This window comes from Rothia koreensis, assembly GCF_052232265.1.
GTDB lineage: Bacteria > Actinomycetota > Actinomycetes > Actinomycetales > Micrococcaceae > Rothia > Rothia koreensis.
The window spans coordinates 592,410-618,078 of the sequence record NZ_CP197643.1; the positions used below are offsets into that span (position 1 = coordinate 592,410).

Below are 25,669 nucleotides of genomic sequence, written 5' to 3' on the forward strand. Positions count from 1 at the left end.
CGGGGCGCCCGGCGAGGGCACCCCGCGGCCCCAAACAATCAGGAGAGGGCCAATGACGACCCCGCACACAGCCACCGCCAGCGTCGAGCCATTGCGGCAACGTTTGGGGAGCCGGTTCCTCACGTCCGCCGAGGCTCTCCGAGACTTCTCGGAGGACCGGTCATTGGCCGTGGCCGAGGGCCAGCCCCTCGGGGTGGTCCTCGCGGAATCCGCCGACGACGTCTCGGTTGCCCTGGCTTGGGCGAACGAGACGAAGACCCCGGTGTCGGTCCGGGGCGGCGGCTCGGGGCTGTCCGGCGGCGCGGTGTCTTATCCCGGCGGACTCGTGGTGTCCCTGGAGGCGATGAATCGCGTGCTGGACATCGACGTGGCGAACCGACTGGCCGACGTCGAACCCGGAGTCGTCACCTCCGACCTGGACGAGCACGCCCGGAAGCACGGCCTGTTCTTCGCTCCTGACCCGTCGAGCGCCCACCTGTCCACGGTGGGCGGCAACATCGCGACCGACGCAGGCGGCCTCCGGTGCATCGCCCACGGGACCACCGCGGCCTCGGTCGCGGCGCTCGACGTCGTCCTGGCCGACGGAAGCATCATCCATACCGGGGCCAGAACCATCAAGAACGCCACCGGGCTCAACATGACGCCGCTCTTCGTGGGTTCGGAGGGCACACTGGGCGTCATTACCCGGGCGACCGTTCGGCTCAAACCGGTTCCGGAAGGAACCCCGAGGACGTTCTGCGCGAGCTTTGACACCGTCGAGGCGGCCGGTCGTGCCGTGACCTCGATCGTTTCCTCGAATCCGCGTCCCGAGGTGCTCGAATTGATCGATGCAATCTGCGCCCGCCTCATCGAGGAGTTCGAACCCAGTGGTCTTCCGCAGCCCGAGGCGGCGTTGCTCCTGGGACAGACGGTGGGGCCCACGGCGCAGCGGGACGCGGAGATCCTGGTGGCCGCGTGCGAACGCATGGGCGCCACCGTGACCCGGATCCAGGAAGGCAACGACCTGCTCGAAGCCCGGAGGATCGCCAACGGCGCGCTCATGGCGGGCCGCTACGCGGTCCATTGCGACGTCGGGGTGCCGGTCGGGAATCTGGTCGAAATGATGCGGGGTGTGCAGGCCATTTCCGAAGAAGCGGGCCGGGGCGTCTCCATCCTGGCCCATGCCGGCGACGGCAACCTGCACCCGGCTGTCGAGTCCGACGAAACGCCCGAAGACCGCGCCGCGGCCGAGAAGGTCGTGGACCGCATCACCGAACTCGCGATCAGCCTGGGCGGCGTGATCACGGGGGAACACGGCATCGGATCCCTCAAGTATCGCGAACTGCCCCTCCAACTCGACGAGCCGACCCTCCGGGCGCAACGAGCCCTCAAGGCTGCGCTCGATCCGCACGGCATCCTGACGCCCGGCCGCGGGATCTAGCCGGGGTCTCTTGGTGGCTTCCGGCGGCGGGCCAGCGGCGGGCGGCGGCGTCCAACGGCGGCGTCGGTAACCGCCTCGAGGTGGCATTCCTGTGCGTCTCCGGGCCCGAGGTGGCAATCTTGTGCGGTTTTGGCCCCGATTTCCGCACGGAATTGCCACTTCGCGGGAGGAATCGCACGAGAATGCCACCTCGACGGGACGGGACCCTGAGGTGGCAATTTTGTGCAGGAGCGGACCTTCGAGGTGGCAGTTTCCGTCGTTGGGTGGGGGCTAGAGTGCCGCATGTGGTCGGGAAACGCCTCCCCATCGGGCAACCCCCTGCGTAACGGCGTCGTTGAGGGCCATGACGAGCGACGGCGGCGTCGGTAACCGCCTCGAGGTGGCATTCCTGTGCGTCTCCGCGCCCGAGGCGGCAATCTTGTGCGGTTTTGGCCCCGATTTCCGCACGGAATTGCCACTTCGCGGGAGGAATCGCACGAGAATGCCACCTCGCCACCTCGTGCCGCATAGCCACCTCGTGCCACCTCGCCGCCTCGCCGCCTCGCTGCCACACCACCTCGCCACCCCCGGGTGGTGCTAGCCGAGCCGCTCGGCCGCGCGTTCGGCGATCATGATCGTCGGTGCGTTGGTGTTGCCCGTGGGGATCGTCGGCATGATCGACGCATCGACGACGTGCAGCCCCTGGGTTCCCTTGACGGCGAACCGGTCCGGGTCCACGACGGCCTGCGCATCGGTCCCCATCGCGCACGTTCCGACCTGGTGGTGATACGTGACCACCGAGTCGCGGACGTACTCCTCCAGGTCGTCGTCGCTGACGTCGGGGCCGGGCCAGATCTCCTGGGCGCCCCAGGCGTCGGCCAGGGCGGGTTGGCGACCGATGTCCCGACAGTGGCGAACCGAGGCCACGAGGGCGTCGACGTCGGCCTGCTGGCTCAGGGCACCGAGATCCACCTCGACCGGGTCGTCCGGGCCCGCCCCTGTCAGGACCAGCGAGCCTCGACTGACGGGTCGAACGAGCCCGCCGAGCAGGCTGAACGCCTTGTCGGGCCCGCTCATCTCGCCGTTCTTGTACCCCTGCGAATACATCGGGACGGAGAAGAAGATCGGTTGTGTGTCCGGCACAGGAGCGTCCGGACGGGACTTCGCGAACAGGTGGACCTCGGCCGGGGCGACCTCGGGGTCCGGCAACGGGTGGGACTCCTCGGTCGTGAAGATCACGGGGGAGAGCAAATGGTCGTGCAGGTTCTTCCCGACACCGGGAACGTCGGCGACGACGTCGACCCCGACCTCCTCGAGCTCGGCGCGAGGACCGACCCCGGACCGGAGCAGGACCTCGGGGCTGCCCAGGGCACCTGTACACAGAATCACCGTCTCGCCACGAGCCTCCTCGCGGGCGCCATCCCGGTCGTACTCGACGCCGACGGCGCGATTCCCCTCGAACAGGATGCGGCGGACCCGGGCATTCGTCACAAGCTTCAGCGCCTCGTGATCCGCCACCGGCTCCAGGTAGGCCTGCCACGTGTTGAATCGTTCCCCATCCCGGACGTTCAGCTGCATGCGGGACACGCCCTCGGGGTCGCCGAGGTTGTAGTCGGGGTTCAACGGGAAGCCCGCCTCCTGGGCGGCGTCCACCATGGACTCCTGAATGGGGTTGCGCTCGAAATCGGTGCGCACATCCAAGGGGCCGTCCGTGCCGTGCAGGTCCGAGGCCGGACCGTCGAAGTTCTCGATCCGCGTGAAGTACGGCAGAACCTCGTCCCAGGTCCATCCTGGGCACCCGCGGTAGGCCCAGGCGTCGTAGTCCTGGCGTGCGCCCCTGACCCAGATACACGCGTTGAGAGCGTGGGACCCGCCCATGACCTTGCCGCGCGGCAGGTGCAGTCGCCGCGAGGAGCAGCCCTCCTGGGGCACCGTGAAGTAGTCCCAGTCCTGGGGGCTGTGCCAGATCTTGCCCAGATCGAACAGGTGCCTGATGTCGGGGTTTGTTTCTTCGTCGCCCGCCTCGAGGAGGGTCACGGTGTGACCCGCGTCGAGGAGGCGTCGCGCCAGGACGTTGCCGGCAGATCCGGCCCCCACAATGACGTATTCCGTGGCTGACATGATTCTCCTAACCGCTGATGACCTGGGGCAGTCCGAGGCCCTTGAGCCCCTCGACCCCGAACTCGAGTCCGTAGCCTGATTTCTTGACCCCACCGAAGGGAATCCGGGGGTCGACGCCGCCGTGTCCGTTGATCCAGATCGTTCCGGACTCGATCCGGGCGGCGACCTCGCGGGCCCTGTCCGGGTCGGAGGACCAAACGGATGCGCCCAGACCGACATCGACCGAGTTCGCCGCCTCGATCGCCTCGTCCAGGGGGGAGTACCGGATAATCGGCAGGGCCGGGCCGAACTGCTCCTCGGTGACCAGAGGATTGTCGGGGTCGATGTCCGCGACCAGCGTGGTCGGGTAGAAGAACCCCGGTTGGTCGGTGTCCGGATTTCCGCCCACGAGAACCTTCGCCCCGCCGTCCTTCGCGGCCTCGACGAGCCGGTCGACGACGTCGTACTGCGCCTTGTTCTGCAACGGGCCCAACACGTTCTCCTCCTCGAGCCCGACGCCCATCGGCATTTTCCCGGCGACGTCCACGAGTGCGGCGCAGACGTCGTCGTACAGCGAGTCCGGAACGTAGAGCCGCTTGAGCGCGGCGCAGGTCTGCCCCGTGTTGATGAATGCGCCCCAGAAGAGGTCTTCGGCAATCGCGACCGGATCCGCGTCCTCGAGCACGATCCCGGCTCTTCGCAGTTGAGGGGGTAGGTGGCTGAGCGCGTCGGTCGCCGGATGAGGGTCGAGGCCTTCCGATGATGGAAGTTCTCACACTGACCATCTGCCGGAAGACCTCGACGTGCACCACGCTACCTTCGCGACCCCTGATCTGACCGTGTTCTGCCATCTCGACGAGCTCGGCCTCGTGGCCACCGGTCAGCTTTTTGAGCCGGATCGCGCGGTGATCGAGTGCCGCGTCGCCGAGCCGGATCCGTGGTGCCGGGGATGCGGTAGCCAGGCGCTCTCGCGCGGGACGGACACGCGGCGTCTCGCCCACGAGCCGTTCGGTCATCGCCCGACGACGCTGCTGGTCCGGGTCCGCCGCTACAAGTGCTCGGGATGCGGACGGTCCTGGCGTGAGGACCTCACGGCAGCGGCGCCCGAGCGAGCCAAGCTGTCCCGTAGCGGGATGCGGTGGGCGTTGGAAGCGCTCGTGATCGACCACCTCACCGTCGCCCGCGTCGCCGCCGGACTCGGTGTCGGTTGGCACACGGCGAACAACGCGGTCCTCGCTGAAGGGCGTCGAGTGCTGATCGACGATCCCGCCCGGTTCGACGGCGTCGCCGTGATCGGCGTCGACGAGCACGTCTGGCGCCACACGAGAGTCGGCGACAAGTACGTCACCGTCATCATCGACCTCACCCCGAACCGCGACAAGACCGGCCCCGCCCGTCTGCTGGACATGATCGAGGGTCGCTCGAAAGCCGTGTTCAAGACCTGGCTCGCCGCACGCCCGCAGGACTGGCGCGATGGTGTCGAGGTCGTCGCGATGGACGGGTTCACCGGCTTCAAGACCGCCGTCAGCGAGGAGCTCCCGGACGCGCAGGCGGTGATGGACCCGTTCCACGTCGTCCGCCTCGCCGGCGACGCCCTCGACACCTGCCGTCGTCGCGTCCAGCAGTGCCTGCACGGCCGGCGGGGCCGCAAAAACGATCCGCTCTACAAGGCCCGCCGCATCCTCCACACCGGCGCGCAGCTGCTCACTGACCGGCAGCAGACCCGTCTCGAGGCACTGTTCGCGGTCTCCGAGCACGTCGAGGTCGAGGCGACCTGGGGCATCTACCAGCGCGTGATCGCCGCCTACCGCGAACCCGATCGGAAGACGGCGAAGAAGCTGATGACAGCCGTCATCGATTCCGTCTCCAGCGGCGTCCCCGCCGCGCTCGTGGAGGTCCGCAAGCTCGGCCGCACGCTCAAGCAGCGCGCCGCCGACATCCTCGCGTTCTTCGACCGGCCCGGCACGTCCAACGGGCCAACAGAGGCGATCAACGGGCGCCTGGAACACCTCCGCGGCTCCGCCCTCGGATTCCGGAACCTCACGAACTACATAGCCCGATCGCTGCTCGACACCGGCGGCTTCAGGAACCACCTACACCCTCAAATGCGATGAGCCGCATTTCCGCGGCGCTGGCGCCTGACTCGCAGGCCATCGAGAAAGTCGACGAGATTTTCCGCATGACTCCGGCCATGCACGACGCGGTTGAAAAGGAAATTGCTCGTTGCCTCGATGCACAGGGACTGCGCTGGGAGGCCCGGCCGTACCAGGCTCGGAGTGTGCGTTCACTCGCTAGCCCTACTGAGCTGAGCCTCGAGGACGCACGCGTGCGTGGATATGATGCCCGCACCAACCCGGAGGAAGCGGGTGGGCTTCCGCCAGGGAAGGACCAAAGGGTCAACGCAGCCTTTGCCGGAGATCCTGAAAAAGGCACCGTAAGTGTTGACGGGATTCCCGGGGGAGTAGCCAAAGAGGGATGCCTGGCGACTGCTTACGAGAAGGTTTTCGGGTCCGTGGAATCCGGCGTCCTCTTCGAAGGCGGCGCGGAAAACCTGCCCCTCCCCTACGTGAACGCGGCCCTGGACGGCGACAGTATGCGGAAGCTCAACGACGAATGGTCCGGCTGCATGAAGCGAGACGAAATGCTGGACTACGCGACGCCAGACCTGATCCACCAGCCCACCAAGAAGCCTGATATCGCCACTGCTGTGGCCGACGCGAAATGCCGCGAAAAGGTCGACTACGAGAGCCGACTGCGGACACAACTCAACGCATACCTGACCACGTTCCTCAACGAGAAACAGGGGCTGATCGTTCAAGCCAGCGACGCCAAGAAGGCGGCCGAATCCAAGGTCTCCGAGATTCTGGGGCAATAGAACTGGATGTGTCATGAAACGAAGAGGGCTCGTCGTGTTCTCCGTGATCCTCGCGGCGATGGTGGCAGTCACCTGGGCCGCGGCGTCGTCGTTCACCACCTCGGCTCAGAAAGCGGCCGATGCCGAAGCCCCGCCACCGTCGAACCTGACCGCAGTGATCACGCGCGATCAACTGCGCACTACAGTTCCCGTGAACTGCACCGTCGGATACGGGTCGACGTTCACGGTGCAAGCCCCAGCGGCAGAGGACCGATCACAGTACACGAAGATCGCGGTGACGAGTCATGAAGACATTGGCCAAGGATCGTTGCTCGCAGAGGTCAACGGCAAACCGCTGTTCGCCATGGTGGGAGGATTTGAACTCTATCGGGACCTCCGCGCCGAAGACCGCGGTCCGGATGCTCGGCAGCTCAACGACAGCCTGATCGCGTTGGGATTCCAAGGACCGCGTGCGCCGGCGGACCGCGACCTGATCGATGGGCACACTTTCGAAGCCCTGGGACGTCTGTACAAACAGTTCGGGTACGAACCGATCGGGGAGAAAGACACCATCCCCGCCTCGTCCTTCCTGTATCTCGAGCACCCTGGCACCGTCGTGGGCGAGCCCAGGTCGACCGGCCCGGTCTCCCGAGGACCGATAGCGACCCTGTCACCGGACGGTGCTCGATTGGAATGCACGGGTTCCGGAGGGCAGCTGACCCCCGAGGCCAGCGTGGGACAACGAGTTACGGTCCCATCCCTGGGAACCACCGAGTACGCGGTCACAGGAGTCAAAGACAACCAGGCCTCACAACAAACGGGTCGGCCCGACCAGCAAGGGATCTCGTCGAAAGACCAGCGGACACCAGCACCGAACTCCGGCCAACATTCCGTCGCGGACTCCGCGGAAGGGCCTGGGAGGACAGGTGCCTCCCGCCCCACAGATTCGGGGGCCGGCGGAGGTCTTGCCGGTGATTCAGGTGGCGAGGGCGCCGGTGCCGAGCGGGCGGTTCTCGTGGATCTCGGGGCGGATCTCGACCGCATCCAAGGAGTCGTGTCCGGTCAACTGATCCTTGAAGAGTCCCGACCTCGCCAGCTCGTAGTCCCCAGCTCCGGGCTGTGGACCAAAGATGGGCAGACCCGGGTGACTGTGGTCCAAGGCCAAGAAACTCACGACGTCCCCGTTCGTGTGCTGTTCTCCGCCGACGGCAGGAACGCCGTCGAACCGTTGGACGGCGAACAGAACAGGGGCCACCTGGACGAAGGAACAACCATTCGGGTCGGTATCGACCGGGGCGGGGACAAGTGAACGTCGGGGGCAGGCTCCGGCCTTCGGAACACCCAGGCCGTCCCGGAGCGGCCGCCGGAGACCAGGTGCCCCAGGTCTGCATCGATGCCAGAGGCCTCACCCAGGTCTTCGATGACGGGCATCGACGAAACATTGTGCTCGACCACGTGGACCTTCGGCTCGACTTCGGGGAAATGGTGGCTGTCGTGGGACCATCCGGCTCCGGGAAGTCCACTCTGCTCAACATCCTTGGGCTCCTTTCGCCGCCGTCGGAGGGAACGTGCATCCTCGATGGGGTGGACGTCACCGCCATGGACCCCGGAGATCGCGCCCGAACCCGACTCGAAAAAATCGGATTCGTGTTCCAGTCCTTTCACCTGATCGACCACAAGACGGCCCTGGCCAACGTCGAACTTCCCCTCAAATATCTGGGACTGGGCAAACAGGAGTGCAAGGACGCCGCGCACCGCATGCTCGACGAACTGGGCATGGGCCACAGGAGCGACGCCCGTCCGTCGGTTCTCTCGGGCGGGGAGAAGCAACGGGTCGCGATCGCCCGAGCCCTGGTCAGTCGGCCGAAAGTGCTTCTGTGCGACGAACCCACCGGGTCCCTCGACTCACGACGGTCGACCGAAGTACTGGAAATCTTGCGTGAGCAGACCGGGTGCCACCAGACCACGGTGATCGTCACGCACGACCCCTGGGTGGCCGAACAATGCGATCGAGTCCTGACGCTTGCCGACGGGAGGCTCGTCGAGACGAGGGCCACCGACGTCGTCATGGTGGATGGGCGCGGCACCGAGGCCGGCGTCGAGACCGGAATTGAAGCCGGCGTCGACGGCGATGAGGCTGCGACCGGCGCAGCGACCGAAACAATCAGCGTAAGCGGGCCGAACGCCACAAGCACGAGTCCGACGCGAGCACCGGTGCCCGTTCGCGAGCTCAACGGTCGGAAACGCGAGAAGTGGTTTCGCACGAGTCTCGTCGAGGCGGCAGACGCCGTGTCGTGCCGGCTCAGACGGAACATTCTGACGACGCTGGGTGTGGTGCTCGGGGTCGCGACGTTGATTCTGACCTCGGGTCTGAGCACGACCATCGCGGGACAGATCTCCGACGCCTTCGACGTATTCAGGGCCCAGCGCGTGGTGCTGACCCAGACGAACCGAGACGCGCTCACCGCAGATCAAGCCGTGGAGCTGGCCGCGGGCCCGGGATTCGCGGCGCTGGATCGACTCAACGGGGTCACGGCGAAAGCGGTCGTCCGGCCTGTAACGAGCGGCGTCGAGACGGTCACTACCGTGCCGGAGCAACGTCAACAATTCGACGGTCGGGTCCAGGGGCCGATCCTCTCCGCAACCCCGGGGATCTTCGAGGCCCAGAGGCAGAGGATCGAGGAAGGGCGCGGATTCGATGAAGGACACATGGCGCGGCGCGATCGAGTTGCCGTGATCGGTCGAGCACTGCTGAACTCGCTCGGGGTCACCTGGACACCAGGGCTGACACTGTACGTGGGGACGGTGCCGATCACCGTGATGGGAGTGGCCTCGGAGAATCCATCTCTCTCGGACGAGCACGGTGCCGTGTATCTGCCTCTGGGGGTCGGCCTCGAAGGTCACGACGGCGGGCCGACGAGCGTAGTTCTGGCGACGACGCCCGGTGCGGCGTCCCAGGTGGGGCGGGAGGCGCCCACAGCTTTGATGCCGGACAAACCCGGTGCTTTCGCCGCGAGTGTGCCGCCCGAGCCCGAATCCCTGCGACGAGTTGTCGACCAGCAGCAACGATATCTGCTGTTGGGGGTTTCCGGGGTGACTCTGTTGCTTGGCGCCATCGGCATCATGAACACCTTCCTGGTCGCGGTTCTGGAGCGCCGGAAAGAGGTTGGAGTGAGGCTGGCCCTCGGAGCCAGGCCCTTGGGCATCGTGACGCAGTTTTCCGCCGAAGCCGTCCTGACCAGCGCTATGGGCACTGGTCTGGGAATCGCCCTTGCTCTGGATGCGCTGGCGACCATCAGCTTGGTGAATCACTGGCAACCCGTCCTCCGGATGGACACGGTACTCTGCGGGGCCATCGCGGGTTTGGCTGTCGGTCTGCTCGCAGGGTCCTACCCGGCCTGGCGGGCTGGAAGAACAGATCCGGTGGAAACGCTCATGCACGCGTGAAAATCCTTAACTTGTCAGTCGGGGTGTCTAGGCTCGGACTCATCACCACGATCATCGGAAAAGAGGGTCTGACCATGATGAGCGAACACCATGTGGACGAATCGATGTGGGAGAGCATGAAGGACCATTCGCTTGTCCCGCGTGCTGAAATGCTGGCCACGGCTGCGCACGAGGGCCAGAAGGACAAGGCGGGAGAGCCGTATATCGGGCATCCCGCGCGGGTAGCGGCACATGCGGCCCGCCGGTGCGAGGAACGCGGCGTCTTCGGGTATGAAGCGAACCTCGTGATCGCTGCCGCGTGGTTGCACGATGTCCTTGAAGACACCACCGTGACCGAGGCCCAGCTGCGGGAAAGCTTTCCCGACGAGGTCGTGGACGCGGTGGCCGCCGTGACCAAACATCCCGGCGAAAGCCTCGAAACTTACTTCGAGCGTGTGAGGGCAGTGCCCGCAGCGATACTCGTCAAGAAGGCCGATCTGGACGACAACACGGATCCTCAACGAACCGCCCGATTCGGCAAGGAGACCAGGGAGCGGTTGGCCGCCAAATACGGCCGAGCACGCGAGCTCCTGAATGCCTGAGACCCGGGTGGTTGGGCGTGGCCAGATGCAGAAGAGCGGCCCGTCGAGGTGACGGGCCGCTCCATGGATTGACCGGGCGGAACCTGTGGGCAGGTCTGCTGGGTCTACTTCTCCAATTCGATCGTTACGTGCTGGCTCTTCATCAGCGGCTGCTCGGACTGCGTGCTGTAGTCCTCGATTCCGATCAGCACGTTCATCTCCGGCATGTAACCGGCCGCGCTTCCCTGCGGAATATCCTTTGCGAAAGCCCGGTACTTGTTCAGCCGTCGCATGATCCCGAGCTTCGACGTCGAGGTGATCGAGACGAAGTCTCCCTCCTGGATCCCCCGTGCGCGCATATCGTCCGGGTTCATGAACACCAGGGTGCGGATGTTCTTGATTCCGCGGTAACGGTCATTGTTCGAATAGATCGTGGTGTTCCACTGGTCATGGGAGCGCATCGTCTGAAGCACCAGCTTGCCCTCACCGGGATCGACCTGGGGAAGCTCGGCTGTCGAGAAATTCGCTCTGCCCGTCGGGGTCTTGGAGAAGTCCAGTTCCCTGGCCGCCTGGTAGATCCGGAACCCGGCCGGCTGGCGGACGCGCTCATTGAAATTCTCGAAACCGGGCAGAACCTCGGCCATCACGTCACGGATCTCGTCGTAGTTGTCCACGTACTTCTCGAACGGCGTCGTCGAATCGGGCAGAGTCGCGCGTGCCATCCCTCCCAGGATCGCCATTTCCGACAGAAGATGCGGAGACGCCGGCTTCTTCATACCGAAGGAGGCGTGGACCATGGACATCGCGTCCTCGGCAGAAACGCACTGCTCGCCGGAGGCCTGGACGTCCTTCTCGGAACGACCCAAGCAGGGGAGGATCAACGACTTCTTGCCGTGCACAATATGACTGCGGTTCAGCTTGGTGCTGACCTGCACATTCAGATCAAGCTTCCGCATGGCCCTCTCGGTGTACTCCGGATCCGGTACCGCCCGGACGAAGTTGCCGCCCAGAGAAACGAATACCTTGACCGAACCCTCGTGCATGGCTTCGATCGAGCTGACCGTGTCCAGGCCGTGCTCGGTCGGCGCGTTCAGGCCGAAAACGTTGTTGATCTTCTCGATGAAGTCCTTGCTCGGACGGTGGTCGATGCCGCAGGTCCGGTTGCCCTGGACGTTCGAATGTCCGCGCACGGGGGAGGGGCCGACGCCGTTCTTGCCCAGGTTTCCGCGAAGCATGAGGAGGTTGACGATCTCACGGACCGTGTCCACGCCGTGCTCGTGCTGGGAAACACCGAGGCACCAGGAGATCAGCGTCTTGTTGGATTCGCGGTACAGGTTCGCGAGCTGCATGATCTGGCCCTTGGAAACACCCGACTGTTCCTCGATGTCCTCCCAGGAGGTCTGATCGACGAGCGTGCGGTACGCCTCGAAATCGTGGGTGTACTCCTCGAGGAATGCGTGATCGATGGCCTCCGGGTCATTCTCGGAGAGTTCGACCAGACGCTTGCCGATGCCGCGCATCAGCGCCATGTCGCCACCGGGCCGCACCTGGAGATTCAGGGAGGAAGTCCGCGTGACCTTGGCCATCATCATCTGATCGATTTCGTGCGGCACGATTGTTCCGTTGGTCGCGCCCTCAATGATCGGGTTGATGTGAACGATCTTGGTGCCCTTGCGCTCGGCCTCGGCCAACGCCGTGAGCATGCGCGGCGCATTGGACCCGGCGTTCACGCCCATCACGAACAGCAGGTCCGCCTGGAGCCAGTCGTTCAGGTCGGCAGTCCCCTTGCCCGTGCCCAGCGAAGCCGTCAACGCACGGCCGGATGCCTCGTGACACATGTTCGAGCAGTCGGGCAGATTATTCGTGCCGAACTCGCGTGCCCAGAGCTGGTAGAGGAACGTGGCCTCATTGCTCAGGCGCCCCGAAGTATAGAACGTGGCTTCGTGGGGGCTGTCCAGACCCCGGAGAGTGTCCCCGACCATCGCGAAGGCATCCTCCCACGTGATCGGGATGTAGTGGTCGGACTCGGCGTCGTAGGACATGGGCTCGGTGAGCCGACCGACCTTCTCCAGGTCATGGTCGGTCCAGGACTCGAGCTCCGTCACGGAGTGCTTGGCGAAGAACTCGCGCGTCGTCCGCTTCGGCGTCATCTCCCACGTGACGTGCTTGATCCCGTTCTCGCAAATATCCATCGAAACATCGGGATCATCCGGCCAGGCGCACCCTGGGCAGTCGAAACCGCCGTCCGTCTGGTTCATGGTGAAGATCGAACGGGCACCCTCGATCGGTTCGCGCTCCTTGGCCAAGACCTGGCTCACGGAGAGCGCGGCGCCATAGCCGGCCGCCGGGTGGTGGTACGCCTTGTGGGAGAAGGGCCGGTGCGTGCGAGGACCGTAACCGCCCTGGCCCTCCTCGCCATCGGCGTTCCACTCGGTGACGAGCTGACCGGTCAGCCCCCGAAGGTAAGAACTTCCGAGCGGGCCCTTGTGTGCGCCGGGAGCGCTGGCAGTCTCGTCGGACTGTCCCCTGACGTGTGGATGGACGGTCATGCTCTCTCCTCGCCCGGATTATGGTTCCCTCGTCCGGCCGGCCCGGGAGCGGTCGGATCGACGTCTTGTCGCCCACGATACTCCGCCCACGAAATAAGTTGCCAGACGATGGGTTATGGGCCGGGACCAGGGGAAAGATCCTCGCGTCTTCGCCGCGCTGGGGTTCTGGCCGGTCAGGTCGAAGCCATCTCCAGGAGCTCCCGATGGACCGTGGTGTCGCCCGTCAGCTCGGGGTGGAATGAGATACCCAGAACGTTGCCCTGCCGCACGGCGACCACTCGGTCCTCGTGCTCGGCCAGCGGCTCGACCTCCGGACCGTGGCTCGTGACGACGGGTGCGCGAATGAACGCGGCACGGACCGACGGCGATGCCGTGCCCAACCACGTCAACGTGACTTCCGCCGAAGCCACTTGTGAACCGAAGGCATTCCGGGAAACCCCCACGTCCAGCACGGACAGGGACTGTTGCCCCGGCGCGGGGTCATCGATGTGGGAGGAGAGCAGGATCAGGCCCGCGCACGTCCCCAGGACCGGCAGGCCGCCCCGAATCGCATCGATCAAAGGATCTCGCAACCCGAAGATTCGGGTCAGGCGGTCGATCGTGGACGATTCACCACCGGGAAGTACCAAGGCATCGATGGCGTCCAACTGCTCGGGCTTGCGCACCAGTACGGTCTCCGCCCCGAGGTGGCCGAGCATGCGCTGGTGCTCGGCCACCCCGCCCTGGAGCGCGAGAACCCCAATCGTCGGGCTGCTCATCGCCGCCTTACCAGCCGCGTTCGGCAAGGCGGTGCGGCGCGGGCAGATCACCCACGTTGATACCGACCATCGCCTCGCCCAGACCGCGAGAAGCCTCGGCGACCGCCGCGGCGTCGTCGTAATAGGCGGTGGCCTTGACGATGGCGGCCGCGCGCTGTTCCGGGTTCCCGGACTTGAAGATGCCGGAGCCGACGAACACGCCATCCGCGCCGAGCTGCATCATCATCGCCGCATCGGCCGGCGTCGCCACACCGCCCGCGGTGAACAGAACCACCGGCAGCTTCCCGGCGCGAGCGACCTCCAGAACGATGTCGTACGGGGCCGAAAGTTCCTTCGCCTTGACGTACAGGGCATCGGGCGACGCCGCGTACGCGGCCTGCAGATCCGCGATCTGCGCCCGGATCGTGCGGATGTGCTTGGTCGCCTCGGACACGTCGCCGGTTCCGGCCTCGCCCTTCGACCGGATCATCGCCGCACCCTCGGCGATGCGGCGCAAGGCCTCGCCGAGGTTCGTGGCGCCACAGACGAACGGAACCGTGAACTTCTGCTTGTCGATGTGATTGACATAGTCGGCGGTGGAAAGAACCTCGGACTCGTCGATGTAGTCCACCTTCAGGGACTCCAGGACCTGGGCCTCCACGAAGTGGCCGATGCGGGCCTTGGCCATCACCGGGATGGACACGGTGTCGATGATCTGGTCGATCAGGTCCGGGTCCGACATCCGGGCGACGCCGCCCTGGGCGCGAATATCCGCCGGCACACGCTCCAGAGCCATGACGGCGACCGCACCCGCATCCTCGGCGATGCGTGCCTGCTCCGGGGTGACCACGTCCATGATCACTCCACCCTTCAGCATGTCGGCCAGACCCCTCTTGACGAGAGGGGAACCGGTGCGGGCGGAGGTTTCGTTCGTTGAATCAGTCATGGGGTCCATCGTCCACCGAATGGGTGGATCATTGTAAGGGCCAGAATTGCCGAAAATTTTTGGTCCAGTTTCCAGCAGGCTTCTCCACCCCTCGGGGGCGGCATGCGGGTCCCTTGCAGCGGAACTCACGGGCCCGTCGTCTCGAACGGGTGCAGGGGCCTCAGGGTTCCGGGAGGAAGAGATCCTCGATCATGCACTCGAAGACGGAGGCCATCTGGAAGGCCAGGGGCAGGGAAGGATCGTACTTTCCCTTTTCGATCGAGAGAATCGTCTGCCGGGAAACGCCCAGCATGTCGGCCAAGTGCTGCTGGGACCACTCCCGGGAGTTTCGGTACTCCCGCACCCGGTTCTTCATGGTCAGCTCCTGGCTCTGAGGGTGGCGTATCGCAGGGAGAAGTCGAGCATCATCACCACGCAAGCGCCGAGGAAGAACCAGGATATATCGAAGGAGGGCTTCCACCATGTAGTCGCCACCGCCCCCAGTCCCATGATGATCATGAGGTCATGAAAGACCCCTTCTGCGGCCCCGGAGTACCAGGTCGACTCGATTGACTTCTCAGGATCCCGGGTAGCACCCCGTACCGTCTTTCTGTCCACGAGAGCGACCCACCACAGCATGGTCAGCGGTGCCCAGAGAAACACCAGGAAAACAAAGAAGGCCAGAGCGTTGAAGGGGTCGGAAGTCGTGGGGAAGGCTGCGAGTAGGCTCGCCACGCCGTCCGTCACCAATCCGAGCGCGAGAGTCGGTTTCCACGCCGGGATCTTCCGGCGCCCGAGCTTGGTGTATCCCCAGCGGGGCAGAAGGGGAGCGTCGTTGTCCTGTGCCATGAATCCTCCTTGTAAAGCGTCCTTAACGTGTCAAGCAACCTTTACATGTGTGGACGTTGAACGCAAGGCGGCCCCGCGAGGTGGCAATATTTAGCGGTTTTCGACGCCGAATCCGCACAAAATTGCCACTTCGAGCCGATTCCGTCCGGTGCCGCGTCAAAAATCTTCTAGGATTTTTGCATGTCCCGGTCTCCCTTCCTGGCTCACAGTGGCCTTTCGACCCGCCGTCCGCAGGCGGAATGAGCTCGATGCCCAGATACCGTTCCGAGGCCGACCTGCCCCTCAGTGTCATGCGCGGGCAGGGAACCATCCCCGGCCAGATCGTTGACCAGATCCGCTCCTTGGTTGCTGAGGGGCGTCTTCGCCCCGGCGACCCTTTGCCGTCCAGTCGGACTCTTGCGACGCGGATCGGCGTCTCGCGCGGCTCCGTGACCTCGGCGTACGACCAGCTCGCCGTGGAGGGCTATCTCGAAGCCGATCGCGGCAGTACGCGCATCACCACCGAACTCTCCGGCCTGGGGGCGGAAGGTTTCACGGGAAACAACCCCGCCGCGATCACTGTCGGGTCAGCGTCTCTAAGGAGGGGACCCCATGGGGCGTCGTCGCCCGCGTCAGGATGCGCGCGAACCTGGACCGAGAACCGCGACTCGATCGCGGGAGTCGCGAAGGAAAGCCGGGATCTCGCACTCCTCGACCTCCGTCCGGGAACCCCGGATACGTCGTCGCTGGCCAATACGACCTGGCGGGCCGCGTGGCGAGCCGCCGCGGCCGACCCGTCCCTCGGGTACGAACCCCAGGGATCTCCCCACCTCCGGAACCAACTCAGCGAATATCTGCGGCTCATGCGATCGGTGATTCGAAGCCCGGACGATCTGCTGGTCACAGCGGGTGCGCGCGATGGGCTCCGCATCCTGCTCATGACGCTCCATGAGAGGGAAGGGCGACCCCTGGTCGTCGCCGTCGAAGACCCGGGGTACCCGTCGCTCCACAAGGTTCCGCAAGCGCTCGGTCACCGCATCGTTCCCATCCCCCTGGACGACCAGGGGCTCGACCCGGCTCGCCTCCCGTCGGGAACGGACCGCCCCGACGTCGTGCTGGTGACCCCCTCGCACCAGTACCCGATGGGTGCCTCGATGCCCGCCCCGAGGAGGCTCGAACTCATCCAGTGGGCCGCAGAGAACCGGGCGATCCTCGTCGAGGACGATTACGACTCCGAACTCCGCTACGTCGGTGACCCGCTGCCGGCACTTGCGGCCCTCGACGAGCAGGGAACCTCCGTCGTGACGCTCGGCTCCTTCGCGAAGGTCCTGACCCCGGGGCTCGGCCTGGGATATCTGCTCATGCCGAGCCACGTGAGGAAGGAGGTGGTCAGACTCAAGGGCGACGCCGGCCCGCCGATCTCCGGGATCCTCCAGGACGCGATGACTCGGTTCATGGCCGACGGGGGCCTCCAGAGGCACACCGCGCGCATGCGGAGGAGCTACCGGCGCAGGCGGGACATGCTCGCCACGGCCTTCGACACGGCGAAGGACCACCCCGGCGTCGAGGTCCTGCCCATGGACGGCGGTCTGCACGCAGTCATTCGCCTGCCCACGGCCGCCGCCGAAGAACAGGTCATCGACGACGCCCGACGGCGCGGCGTCGCGGTGGGCGCACTCGGCACCTACTGGAGCGGTGGCAGCGGGCGGGCCGGGGTCGTCGTCGGCTTCGGAGGGCTCTCCGAGCAACGCTTCGAGCGGGGCCTCACCCTGCTCCGGGAGTCGCTCGAGCGCTGTATCGGAGAAGCCTCACGTTTCCGGTGACCGAACCGGGCGGTAAGCTGAAACCCTGCGCCGAGCCCCTCTCGTGCGCCGTCGCGACACCCAATTTGCGAAAGGCACGCCGCCGAATGCCCGCTCAGGAAATCCGCCAGACGGTTCGGGAGCTTCGCGCTCTGTTCGGACCGGTGCTGGTCCGCTCCCTCATCTGCCTCGTGTACGGCCTGATCACGGTCTTCTGGCAGGAGCCGAGCCTCATGCTCGTGCGCTGGGTCCTGGGTCTCTACCTGATCGCTCAGGGCATCGGGCTGATCTACATGCAACGCAGCCTCAACGAACACGTCTACGGCAGTCGAGGATCCAGCAGCTCCGTGATCCAGTCGTTCGCGATCCTGTACTTGCTGGGCGGCGTGCTCACGGTCGCTTTCGCGGCATCACTGCCGATCCTTGTGCTCATCGCGGGCCTTATCCTCACGGTCTGCGGAATCACCGAACTGCTCCAAGGAATGCGAACCACCTCGACCTCCGCGATGTCCAAGGACTGGAAGATTGCGGGATTGGTGACTTTCCTAACGGGAGCGGCCCTCTTCCTCGTCGGTGAAATTGGCCCCAAGGCGAGCTTCGGCGTCACCGGCGGAGGAGCCATCATCGTCGGCATTTTCCTGCTTCTCGCGGCGCTGACCTTCCGGCACGACGCCGTGGCACTGGAGCAACAGAACCCCGGCGACTAGTCCCCGGAGGGCGAAACCTTGGCGGGCTCGGACGGCGCGATCCTGCTTCGGGACGTAGACTGAAGGGGCATCCGCAGACACCAGGAGGAACACACGTGGCACAGCGCCCCAAGCGCGGAATCAAGGCCGACATCAAGGGACCGCTCATCATCGCGGCCGTCCTGGCCGTCGTCGCATTCGTGTGCATCCTGATCTTCGCCACGGGCGGTACCAACAACGCCCCCGAATTCCGTCTCGCTCTGTCGGTGGCCGGTTGCGTCTTCGTCGGGACCCTCGTCGTCTGCGCGACCCTGATCATCGTCGAGAAGCCGAATGACGAAGAGCTGGGTCAGGGCACAGGCATCAACAAGAGATCGGCCGATCTTTACGCTCAGGCAAAAGCGCGCAAGGATGCACGCGAACGTGAGGCTCGCGAAGGAGGCGGCTCGGAACAGTCCGGCGGCTCCGCGTCCGGCGGCTCCGAGGACGGCCCCGACTACGGCCAACGCGCACATCCGGAAGAACACAACTGACCCCAGGAGATCCTGGGACCACACGCAAGAAAATCACCGCCGAGCCGTGGACAGGCTCGGCGGTGATTTTCTTCTGGGTCCCCGAACAGACCGGCCGAGGGGGCTACCTGCCGAACCCCTTGAGCCGCAGGGCGTTCAGGATCACGAAGACCGAGGAGAACGCCATGGCGGCACCCGCGACCATGGGGTTGAGCAGGCCGAGGGCCGCAACGGGAATCGCCACGACGTTGTACCCGAAGGCCCAGAACAGGCTGGACTTGATCACGCGGAGCGTGGCCCGGGACAGCCGGATGGCTTGGGCCACGGCCCCCACCTCGCCGCGAACCAGGGTGATATCCGATGCCTCGAGGGCCACGTCGGTGCCCGCGCCCATGGCGACACCGAGATCGGCCCGTGCCAGTGCGGCCGCGTCATTGACCCCGTCGCCGACCATGGCCACGACCTTTCCCTGACCCTGCAGCCGTTCGACCTGTTCCACCTTGCCGCTCGGGCTGACTCCGGCGATCACGTCCGAGGGGTCGATGCCGACCTCCGTCGCGACAGCGCGTGTCACGGGGGCGGCGTCGCCGGTCAGGAGGACGGGCCGGAGTCCCATCTCGCGAAGCTCCGCGATGGAGGAGGCGGCGTCGTCCTTGGGCCTGTCGCGGAGGGCAAGCATCCCGGCCGATGCCCCGTCCACCGCGACGAGGATCGACGTTTCGCCACGCTCCTGGGTCCGGGACACGACATCGAGATGGTCGGAGGGTACATCCACACCGACGTCGGCGAGCCACGACGCCTGCCCGATGGCGACGTCGTGCGCGGAGCCGTTCACGACGACGCGCCCCCGCACGCCGCCACCGGCCGCGCTCGTGAAGTCGTCGACCCGAGGCAGCGAGCCGTGCGCCCGCCGGGCGGCATCGGCTATGGCGCGCGCGATCGGGTGCTCGGAGGCGTCCTCGACGGCGCCGGCCAGAACCAACAGGGAATCGCCATCCCGGACGGCGGCCGACGACCCGAGCACCCGGGTGCCCTCCACGGAGAGCTCCCCGCTCGTGACCGTTCCCGTCTTGTCGAGCAGGACCGTGTTCACGCGTCGCGTGTCCTCCAGGACCTGGGCCGACTTGATGAGGATCCCGAGTTGGGCACCGCGGCCGGTACCGGTCAACAGCGCGGTAGGGGTCGCGAGGCCGAGGGCGCACGGGCAGGCGATCACCAGGACCGAGACGCCGGCAACGAACGCCGGTGTCAGAGCGCCGCCGATCGTCCACCACAGAATGAACGTGAGGGTGGCCAGGACCAGCACGACCGGGACGAACACCGCCGAGATCCGATCGGCGAGGCGGGCGACCGGGGCCTTGGACGCCTGCGCGTCCGCGACCAGGCGACCCATCTGCGCCAGCGTCGTTCCTTCTCCGACTCGCGTGGCGCGCACCAGGAGGCGACCGTTGGCGTTGAGGGTCGCACCCGTGACATTGCTCCCCGGGCCGACGTCGACCGGTACGGACTCGCCCGTCAGCATGGACTCGTCGACCGCGGAGTCGCCATCGACCACGACGCCGTCCGTCGCGATCTTTTCACCCGGTCGGACCACGAATTCTTCGTCCACACGCAACTCTTCCACCGGGATGCGGACCGGTTCGGCGCTTCCGGAGCGAACGACGTCGACCTCGCGGGCGCCCAGATCGAGCAGCTTGTGGAGCGCCTCGCTGGATCGGGACTGCGCCCGGGTCTCGGTGTACCGGCCGATCAGCAGGAAGAACGTCACCACGGCGGCGGTCTCGAAGTAGACCTGGTGGGAAGACATGTCCATGTGACCACCAGGGTGGGCGCCCGCCGTCATGCCCGGCTCGGCGATCAGTCTGCCGAGGGAGTACAGGTAGGAGACGACGACGCCGAGCGAGACCAGCGTGTCCATGGTCGACGCGCCGTGACGCGCGGCCCGAGCAGCGGTGACGTGGAACGGCCACGCCGACCACGTGGCCACGGGCAGGGCGAGAACCGCCGCGGCCCAGGCCCAGTGCGGGAACTGGAACCACGGGATCATGGATATCGCGAACAGCGGCACCGTGAAAATCGCTGAGACCCAGATGCGCCGGATCAGGGACGACTCCGGAGGCATGGCCATGCCGTGGCCGGCGTGGTCGTCGTGACCGTGGCCCTCACCGTAACTGTTCTCCGTACCCTGCTCTGTTTCGGGGGCGTGGTGTCCGTGCTGCGCGTGGACGGGCGTGGAACCGCTGGCGTCCTTCGAGCGGTGGCCGGTGGGAGCGGCGGCAACGGTAGGGGCTGCGGCGTCGGCCGGTGCGGCGGCGTCAGTCTTCGCGGACGCGCCGGCAGGCGCACCCGTCCCCGTGTCGGACCCGCGTTTCCCGGTCGCGCGGGTCGCGAGGGAAGGCGTGTAACCGGCCTTGCGCACGGCCTCGAGCAGGTTCTCGTCTGAGATGTGCGCGGGGGCGGTGACCTTCGCCGTACCGAGCGGAAGGTTCACGCTGGCCTCGACGCCGTCGAGTTTGCCCAGCTTGCGTTCGACCCGCCCGACGCAGGAAGCGCAAGTCATCCCCTCGACGGTGAGGTCGACGACGCGGTCGCCCTCATCGGTTGACGGGTTGTTCGCTGACGGTGTTGCGGTGGGCATGAGTCCTTCTCGTGCGAGTAGTGATGGTTGGGGTCAGTCGACCAGGGTGTACCCGGCTTCGGCGACGGCGTCGTTGACCGCCGCCGGGTCCAGTTCTCCCTCGTGGGTCACGCGAACAGGGGAGTCCCCGCCCGCTTCGAGCGAGACCTCGACGGCCTGCACGTTCCCGATCTCCTGGAGTTCCTCGGTCACGGATGCAACGCAGTGCTGGCAGGTCATGCCGCGGACCGTGATGTCTGTGGTGTTCATGTGCTGTCCTTTCGGAGAGTGGTGTTCGGTCCGGGCCGCGAAGGCCGGGCTGCTAGCTCCGAACGAGTCGTGAAATGGCCGCCGTCGCCTCCGAGACCTTGTCCCGGACGATCGCGGGATCGCCCCCGCCGGCGGCGGCCTCGGCCGCGCCCACCACGCAATGGTTGAGGTGTTCGTCCAGCAGCCCGATCGCGACGGCGTGCAGTGCCTTGTTCGCGGCCGAAATCTGGGTCAGCACGTCGATGCAGTACGTGTCCTCCTCGACCATGCGCTGCACACCGCGGATCTGGCCCTCGATGCGACGGAGTCGCTTCAGGTAAGCCTCCTTGTCATGGGTGTACCCGTGGGGAGGCTGATGGGGGTCCGCGGCCTGGTGGCTCGATGTCTCGCTCATGGCACCGAATGTATACCCCCTAGGGGTATAAGACAAGGGGTTGGTTGTGAGAATTGAAGCGTTTGACGCCGAAGGGGCGAACGCTCGGGCCTGTTTGTGCGAGAGTTGACCTATGGCTTCGAAGATTGAGGACTATGCCCTGCTCTCCAACATGAGCACTGCCGCACTGATTTCGCGGGACGGATCCGTGGATTGGTTCTGCGCACCCAGGTTCGACTCCGAGGCCGCATTCGCAGCACTCCTGGGCTCCGACGATCACGGTCGTTGGCTACTGGCCCCCGCCGCCGCGGTATTCCCGGACACGGTGACCGGCGCACCGGCAGAGGACACGGCCCAGGAGGACGCGCCCGCCAAGGTTGCCGAGCGCTTCTACGGCGAGAACTCCTTCGTGCTCCACACCATCTGGTCCACCAGTACCGGGTCGGTCAGGGTCACGGACTTCATGCCGCTGGGCAACAGGACCGAGATCGTTCGTCGCGTCGAGGGGCTCACGGGCGAAGTCACCATGCACCAGGAACTCGCCCTGCGATTCAACTACGGCCGCACCGTCCCGTGGGTCACCCGATACGACGGCGCCCCCGACCCGCAGACGGGATACCCCGACCCGGCCGACGGGATGCTCGTCGCGATGGCCGGGCCCGACGCGCTGGTGTTCCGCGGCGACCCCATTCCCGACGTCGCTCATCGCTGCCATGCCGGTCAATTCGACATTTCCGCCGGTCAGGTGAGGGACTTTTCGCTCACCTACTTTGCCTCCCACCGGAATCCGCCGGCGCCGGTGGACTTCAACGACTCGTTGCACCGGACCGCCGACCAGTGGAGCGAATGGTCCGATCTGTACAACGATCCGAGCGAACCCGTTCCCACCAGCACCGGACCGGTCCCGACCACCACGGCGATGCCCGTGGTCGACGGCCATTCCGGGGCCATCCCGCTCGGCGCTGTGCCGGGCGGCGAGACCGAGGAAGAGGAACAGCAGGACCCGCAGCTCGAGACCTATCGCGAAGCGCGGCGCCAGTCCCTGCTCGTGATCCGCGCGCTCATGAACCGCGAGACAGGCGGCATGGTTGCCTCCCCGACCACCTCATTGCCCGAGGTCATCGGCGGCCAACGCAACTGGGACCACCGGTTCTGCTGGTTGCGCGACGTCGCCCAGTCGGTCGGAGTCGCGATCGGCCACGACCACGACCGCGAGGCGACCCAGCTGCGGAACTGGTTGCTCCGGGCCATCGCCAACGACCCGACCCGGTTGCACAACGTGTACGGTCTCGCCGGGGAGAGCGACGACTTCGAACGGAAGATCGATCTGCCCGGCTATGAAGGCTCCGTGCCCGTTCGCCGTGGGAGCGGCGCGGCCATGCAGCTGCAGGGAGACGCCATGGGCCAACTCATGGTGACGTTCGAAAAGCTGCGCCGCCTGGGCTACGCGGAAGACCACCTCTCGTGGCCCCTTCAGCAGGCGCTTCTCGGGTCCGCCGTGGACCACGTCGGCGAAGAGGACCAAGGCATCTGGGAAATGCACGGGGAAACGCGCATCTACACCCACTCCCAGATCATGCTGTGGGCCGCGCTCGATGCCGGGGTTCGCGGCGTCCGGACCCACGGCTTGTCCGGCGACGCCGACCTCTGGGCGGCCGCCCGCGACCGACTCGCCGAACAGATCTGGGCCCACGGCTTCAACCGGGAACTCAACTCGTTCGTGCAGTACTACGGCGGAACGAGCGTCGACTCCGCACTGCTGAATGTCGCCCACACCGGGTTCGTCTCCTTCGATTCGCCGGAGATGCGCGGCACCGTGGAGCGCATCGAGACCGAACTCGATGCCGGCGGCGGACTGATCTACCGCTACCGCAACGCCGACCGGCTGGACGGATTCGAGGGGCAGGACAACGCCCACTTCGCGTCCTCGTTGTGGCTTGCCGAGCAGCACATCCGGTCCGGGAACATCGCCCGCGGCCGCGACATCCTGGACGGAGTGCTGGAGAAGGCCAACGACGTCGGCCTGCTCTCTTCCGAATACTCCCTGGCCCGCTCGCGCATGACCGGGAATTTCCCCCAGACGCTCGCGCATATCGCCCTGGTCTCCGCGATCGACGCGATCCTGCTCTAGACGTTTCTCCGCCCGCTTCGCGCAGAGGGCGGCGTCATGCGTCCAACGGCACGGTCCGGTCGATGCGAATCCGGTCCAGGAAGTCCTCGTCGTGGCTGACCACCAGGAGCGCGCCCCGGAATCCGCCCAGGGCGTTGACCAGCCAGTCGACCGTGCCCATGTCCAGGTTGTTGGTCGGCTCGTCGAGCACCAGGAGCCTCGGCGCGGGCGCCGAGAGAAGGATCCTGGCCAGTGCGACGCGGAAACGCTCACCGCCGGAGAGCGTCCGAACCTTCGCGAATACCGTGTCGCGCCGGAACAGCAAACGCGCCAAGTCGTCCCGGAGCCGCTGGTCGCTGGCCCCCGGGTTGCTCGCGGCCACCGTTTCGAGAACCGTTGCCTCCGGGTCCAGCCGGATCCGCTGGGGAAGGTACCCGACGCGATCGGTCCTCCCGATCACCTCGTAGATCCGGCCCATGCCAGGCGCCGATACGAAAGCCATGGGAGCGCCGGTCACCACACGCTCGAGCAACGTGCTCTTGCCCGAACCATTGCGTCCTGAGATCCGCAGATGCTCGGGCCCGGAGACGATGACGTGGGTTTCGTCCGTCGGCAAGGGAACGACGTCGTCCTCGGGCTCCTGCGCGGAGCCGACCACCCCGGCGTCCTCGAGAAGTTGTAATTCCACGATTCTCGTGCCGTTGCCGACCGCAGTGTCCGGGAGGTCCAGGTAGACGTCCTCGCTCCGGCGGAGCGAGTCCTCCGCCGCGGCGAGCCTGTCGTTGGCGGCGCGCTCGCGGTCGGCCATCAGGGCACGCGCCCGGGCGGAGGACTTCTCCGAATTCTCCTTGTCCCCGCCCATGGCGATGGGAGGTTTGCGCTTGGTCTCCGCGAATTTCTTGCCGCGCCGTTCGTCCCGCGACTGCCTGATCTGCTGATTGATCCGGTCGCGCTTCTCCCTGTCCGCGGTCGCCCGGGCATCGCGAATGTCGCGACGCTTGGTCTCTTCCTCGGCGTCCACGGTGGCTTCCCACGCGGAAAAACTTCCCTCGAACCGTCGCAGGGTCGACGCCGGGTTTCGCGGGTCGACCTGCCGGAGCTCGCTGATCGAGTCGCATCGTTCCAGGAGCGCCTTGTCGTGGCTGATCACGAGTACCGGTATGCGATGTCGCAAGCCGTCCAGGAGGCCAGCCAATTGCTCGCGGGCCTCAGCATCGAGATTGTTGGTGGGTTCGTCGAGTATCAGCGCTTCCGGCAGTGCAAGCCGGATCCCGAGCAGCGCGGTCCTGACGGCTTGGCCCCCGGACAGCGTGCCGACCTCGCGGTCCAGGCCGATGCCGGGCATTCCGGCTCGGTGCATCGCTGCCTCGGCCCGGTCGCGGAGGTCCCAGTCGTCACCGATCACGTCGAAGTGCTGTGGATCGACGTCGCCCTGCGTCACCGCGTCGATCGCGGAGAGAACAGGGGAGATGCCGAGCAGGTCGGCGACCGTCGTCGCGGTCTCCAGGCCCAGATCCTGCCGCAGGACATGGGTCCTCGGCGGGGCCGTGGCCGAGCCGTGCGCGGGGTCGAGGCCACCCGTGATGATGTCGACCAGGGTGGATTTGCCGGACCCGTTGGACCCGATGAGGCCATGCAGGCCGGCGTCGTACACGACGTCGACATCAGTCAGGCACGGGGTCCCGTCCGGCCAGGAAAAGCCGATTCCGACGAGGGAAATGTTGTGTTGGATAGGCATAATGGCGTCCTCTCAGCGTGATGGCAGGCCGAGCGGACGCGGTGGTCCTGCTCAGCCGATGGGGGCGAGAGGTGCACTGTCCAATGCATTTCCTTTGTTCGGGGGCAGAAGCGAGATGAGCGTAGCATGCGATGCGAGTCGATGGGAATGGCGGGAGACTGA

The 25,669-nt window shown here is 66.1% G+C and carries 20 protein-coding genes and 1 pseudogene; 10 read left to right on the plus strand and 11 right to left on the minus strand.

All coding sequences use genetic code 11. From position 1 onward, the window contains the following. Positions 1 to 52: 52 nt before the first annotated feature. Complete coding sequence (locus ACTSLZ_RS02580) at positions 53 to 1,420, plus strand: FAD-binding oxidoreductase (RefSeq protein ID WP_443095614.1); 1,368 nt, start codon at positions 53 to 55, stop codon at positions 1,418 to 1,420. Between the two features lie 576 nt (positions 1,421 to 1,996). On the opposite strand, the gene ACTSLZ_RS02585 is transcribed toward ACTSLZ_RS02580, so the two are convergent. Together ACTSLZ_RS02585 and ACTSLZ_RS02590 are read right to left on the minus strand one after the other, a co-directional pair. Further along, on the minus strand, positions 1,997 to 3,520 hold the full coding sequence (locus tag ACTSLZ_RS02585; protein WP_443095615.1) for a GMC family oxidoreductase: 1,524 nt from the start codon (positions 3,518 to 3,520) through the stop codon (positions 1,997 to 1,999). A 7-nt stretch (positions 3,521 to 3,527) separates the two neighbouring features. Next, positions 3,528 to 4,193 (minus strand): annotated as a pseudogene (locus tag ACTSLZ_RS02590) (aldehyde dehydrogenase family protein); the annotation flags it as partial. 109 nt (positions 4,194 to 4,302) lie between these two features. Between ACTSLZ_RS02590 and ACTSLZ_RS02595 the strand changes: the two are divergent. From ACTSLZ_RS02595 to ACTSLZ_RS02615, 5 genes are all read left to right on the plus strand, one after another. After that, positions 4,303 to 5,613 (plus strand): ISL3 family transposase, encoded by a 1,311-nt coding sequence (locus ACTSLZ_RS02595; RefSeq protein ID WP_179628043.1) that lies wholly within the window; start codon positions 4,303 to 4,305, stop codon positions 5,611 to 5,613. Between the two features lie 212 nt (positions 5,614 to 5,825). Further along, positions 5,826 to 6,374: a hypothetical protein gene (locus ACTSLZ_RS02600; RefSeq protein ID WP_443095616.1), complete on the plus strand. Its 549-nt coding sequence runs from the start codon at positions 5,826 to 5,828 to the stop codon at positions 6,372 to 6,374. Between the two features lie 13 nt (positions 6,375 to 6,387). Then, positions 6,388 to 7,662, plus strand: a complete 1,275-nt coding sequence (locus ACTSLZ_RS02605) for a hypothetical protein (RefSeq protein ID WP_443095617.1) — start codon at positions 6,388 to 6,390, stop codon at positions 7,660 to 7,662. Between the two features lie 65 nt (positions 7,663 to 7,727). Then, positions 7,728 to 9,800: an ABC transporter ATP-binding protein/permease gene (locus ACTSLZ_RS02610; RefSeq protein ID WP_443095618.1), complete on the plus strand. Its 2,073-nt coding sequence runs from the start codon at positions 7,728 to 7,730 to the stop codon at positions 9,798 to 9,800. Positions 9,801 to 9,874: 74 nt separating this feature from the next. Beyond that, the gene (locus tag ACTSLZ_RS02615; protein WP_443095619.1) at positions 9,875 to 10,381 is read left to right on the plus strand and encodes an HD domain-containing protein; all 507 of its coding nucleotides are present in this window, start codon (positions 9,875 to 9,877) and stop codon (positions 10,379 to 10,381) included. A gap of 104 nt (positions 10,382 to 10,485) precedes the next feature. On the opposite strand, the gene ACTSLZ_RS02620 is transcribed toward ACTSLZ_RS02615, so the two are convergent. The 5 genes from ACTSLZ_RS02620 to ACTSLZ_RS02640 form a co-directional block, all read right to left on the minus strand. Continuing rightward, on the minus strand, positions 10,486 to 12,909 hold the full coding sequence (locus ACTSLZ_RS02620) for an FdhF/YdeP family oxidoreductase (RefSeq protein ID WP_129316131.1): 2,424 nt from the start codon (positions 12,907 to 12,909) through the stop codon (positions 10,486 to 10,488). A 173-nt stretch (positions 12,910 to 13,082) separates the two neighbouring features. Beyond that, on the minus strand, positions 13,083 to 13,667 hold the full coding sequence (gene pdxT, locus ACTSLZ_RS02625) for a pyridoxal 5'-phosphate synthase glutaminase subunit PdxT (RefSeq protein WP_178979171.1): 585 nt from the start codon (positions 13,665 to 13,667) through the stop codon (positions 13,083 to 13,085). Positions 13,668 to 13,674: 7 nt separating this feature from the next. Next, positions 13,675 to 14,592 carry a pyridoxal 5'-phosphate synthase lyase subunit PdxS gene (gene pdxS / locus ACTSLZ_RS02630; protein WP_443095620.1) on the minus strand — a complete coding sequence of 306 codons (918 nt, stop codon included), beginning with the start codon at positions 14,590 to 14,592 and terminating at the stop codon, positions 13,675 to 13,677. Positions 14,593 to 14,752: 160 nt separating this feature from the next. Further along, positions 14,753 to 14,947: a helix-turn-helix transcriptional regulator gene (locus ACTSLZ_RS02635; protein ID WP_443095621.1), complete on the minus strand. Its 195-nt coding sequence runs from the start codon at positions 14,945 to 14,947 to the stop codon at positions 14,753 to 14,755. A gap of 2 nt (positions 14,948 to 14,949) precedes the next feature. Next, positions 14,950 to 15,420 (minus strand): hypothetical protein, encoded by a 471-nt coding sequence (locus ACTSLZ_RS02640; RefSeq protein ID WP_443095622.1) that lies wholly within the window; start codon positions 15,418 to 15,420, stop codon positions 14,950 to 14,952. 248 nt (positions 15,421 to 15,668) lie between these two features. Between ACTSLZ_RS02640 and pdxR the strand changes: the two genes are divergently transcribed. From pdxR to ACTSLZ_RS02655, 3 genes are all read left to right on the plus strand, one after another. After that, positions 15,669 to 17,222, plus strand: coding sequence for a MocR-like pyridoxine biosynthesis transcription factor PdxR (gene pdxR, locus ACTSLZ_RS02645; protein ID WP_443095623.1), 1,554 nt, complete (start codon positions 15,669 to 15,671; stop codon positions 17,220 to 17,222). 86 nt (positions 17,223 to 17,308) lie between these two features. Beyond that, a complete protein-coding gene (locus tag ACTSLZ_RS02650; protein WP_129316125.1) occupies positions 17,309 to 17,908 on the plus strand; it encodes a DUF308 domain-containing protein in 600 nt (199 codons plus the stop codon). Between the two features lie 95 nt (positions 17,909 to 18,003). Beyond that, positions 18,004 to 18,420, plus strand: a complete 417-nt coding sequence (locus tag ACTSLZ_RS02655) for a hypothetical protein (protein WP_443095624.1) — start codon at positions 18,004 to 18,006, stop codon at positions 18,418 to 18,420. Positions 18,421 to 18,523: 103 nt separating this feature from the next. On the opposite strand, the gene ACTSLZ_RS02660 is transcribed toward ACTSLZ_RS02655, so the two are convergent. The 3 genes from ACTSLZ_RS02660 to ACTSLZ_RS02670 are packed head-to-tail and all read right to left on the minus strand — an operon-like array spanning position 18,524 to position 21,680. Continuing rightward, positions 18,524 to 21,037 carry a heavy metal translocating P-type ATPase gene (locus ACTSLZ_RS02660; protein ID WP_443095625.1) on the minus strand — a complete coding sequence of 838 codons (2,514 nt, stop codon included), beginning with the start codon at positions 21,035 to 21,037 and terminating at the stop codon, positions 18,524 to 18,526. Between the two features lie 33 nt (positions 21,038 to 21,070). Then, positions 21,071 to 21,286: a heavy-metal-associated domain-containing protein gene (locus ACTSLZ_RS02665; RefSeq protein ID WP_129316123.1), complete on the minus strand. Its 216-nt coding sequence runs from the start codon at positions 21,284 to 21,286 to the stop codon at positions 21,071 to 21,073. 52 nt (positions 21,287 to 21,338) lie between these two features. Continuing rightward, positions 21,339 to 21,680, minus strand: a complete 342-nt coding sequence (locus ACTSLZ_RS02670) for a metal-sensitive transcriptional regulator (protein ID WP_129316122.1) — start codon at positions 21,678 to 21,680, stop codon at positions 21,339 to 21,341. 112 nt (positions 21,681 to 21,792) lie between these two features. Between ACTSLZ_RS02670 and ACTSLZ_RS02675 the strand changes: the two genes are divergently transcribed. Further along, positions 21,793 to 23,790, plus strand: coding sequence for a glycoside hydrolase family 15 protein (locus tag ACTSLZ_RS02675; protein WP_129316121.1), 1,998 nt, complete (start codon positions 21,793 to 21,795; stop codon positions 23,788 to 23,790). Between the two features lie 34 nt (positions 23,791 to 23,824). On the opposite strand, the gene ACTSLZ_RS02680 is transcribed toward ACTSLZ_RS02675, so the two are convergent. Further along, positions 23,825 to 25,507: an ATP-binding cassette domain-containing protein gene (locus tag ACTSLZ_RS02680; RefSeq protein ID WP_443095626.1), complete on the minus strand. Its 1,683-nt coding sequence runs from the start codon at positions 25,505 to 25,507 to the stop codon at positions 23,825 to 23,827. Between the last annotated feature and the right edge of the window lie 162 nt (positions 25,508 to 25,669).

Coding starts and splice junctions, on each gene's coding strand:
- ACTSLZ_RS02660 (WP_443095625.1), bottom strand. CDS start 21,037: ATGCCCACCGCAACACCGTCAGCGAACAACCCGTCAACCGATGAGGGC.
- ACTSLZ_RS02650 (WP_129316125.1), top strand. CDS start 17,309: ATGCCCGCTCAGGAAATCCGCCAGACGGTTCGGGAGCTTCGCGCTCTG.
- ACTSLZ_RS02670 (WP_129316122.1), bottom strand. CDS start 21,680: ATGAGCGAGACATCGAGCCACCAGGCCGCGGACCCCCATCAGCCTCCC.
- ACTSLZ_RS02665 (WP_129316123.1), bottom strand. CDS start 21,286: ATGAACACCACAGACATCACGGTCCGCGGCATGACCTGCCAGCACTGC.
- pdxR (WP_443095623.1), top strand. CDS start 15,669: ATGCCCAGATACCGTTCCGAGGCCGACCTGCCCCTCAGTGTCATGCGC.
- ACTSLZ_RS02635 (WP_443095621.1), bottom strand. CDS start 14,947: ATGAAGAACCGGGTGCGGGAGTACCGAAACTCCCGGGAGTGGTCCCAG.
- ACTSLZ_RS02615 (WP_443095619.1), top strand. CDS start 9,875: ATGATGAGCGAACACCATGTGGACGAATCGATGTGGGAGAGCATGAAG.
- ACTSLZ_RS02580 (WP_443095614.1), top strand. CDS start 53: ATGACGACCCCGCACACAGCCACCGCCAGCGTCGAGCCATTGCGGCAA.
- ACTSLZ_RS02620 (WP_129316131.1), bottom strand. CDS start 12,909: ATGACCGTCCATCCACACGTCAGGGGACAGTCCGACGAGACTGCCAGC.
- ACTSLZ_RS02640 (WP_443095622.1), bottom strand. CDS start 15,420: ATGGCACAGGACAACGACGCTCCCCTTCTGCCCCGCTGGGGATACACC.
- ACTSLZ_RS02605 (WP_443095617.1), top strand. CDS start 6,388: ATGAAACGAAGAGGGCTCGTCGTGTTCTCCGTGATCCTCGCGGCGATG.
- pdxT (WP_178979171.1), bottom strand. CDS start 13,667: ATGAGCAGCCCGACGATTGGGGTTCTCGCGCTCCAGGGCGGGGTGGCC.
- pdxS (WP_443095620.1), bottom strand. CDS start 14,592: ATGACTGATTCAACGAACGAAACCTCCGCCCGCACCGGTTCCCCTCTC.
- ACTSLZ_RS02585 (WP_443095615.1), bottom strand. CDS start 3,520: ATGTCAGCCACGGAATACGTCATTGTGGGGGCCGGATCTGCCGGCAAC.
- ACTSLZ_RS02675 (WP_129316121.1), top strand. CDS start 21,793: ATGGCTTCGAAGATTGAGGACTATGCCCTGCTCTCCAACATGAGCACT.
- ACTSLZ_RS02680 (WP_443095626.1), bottom strand. CDS start 25,507: ATGCCTATCCAACACAACATTTCCCTCGTCGGAATCGGCTTTTCCTGG.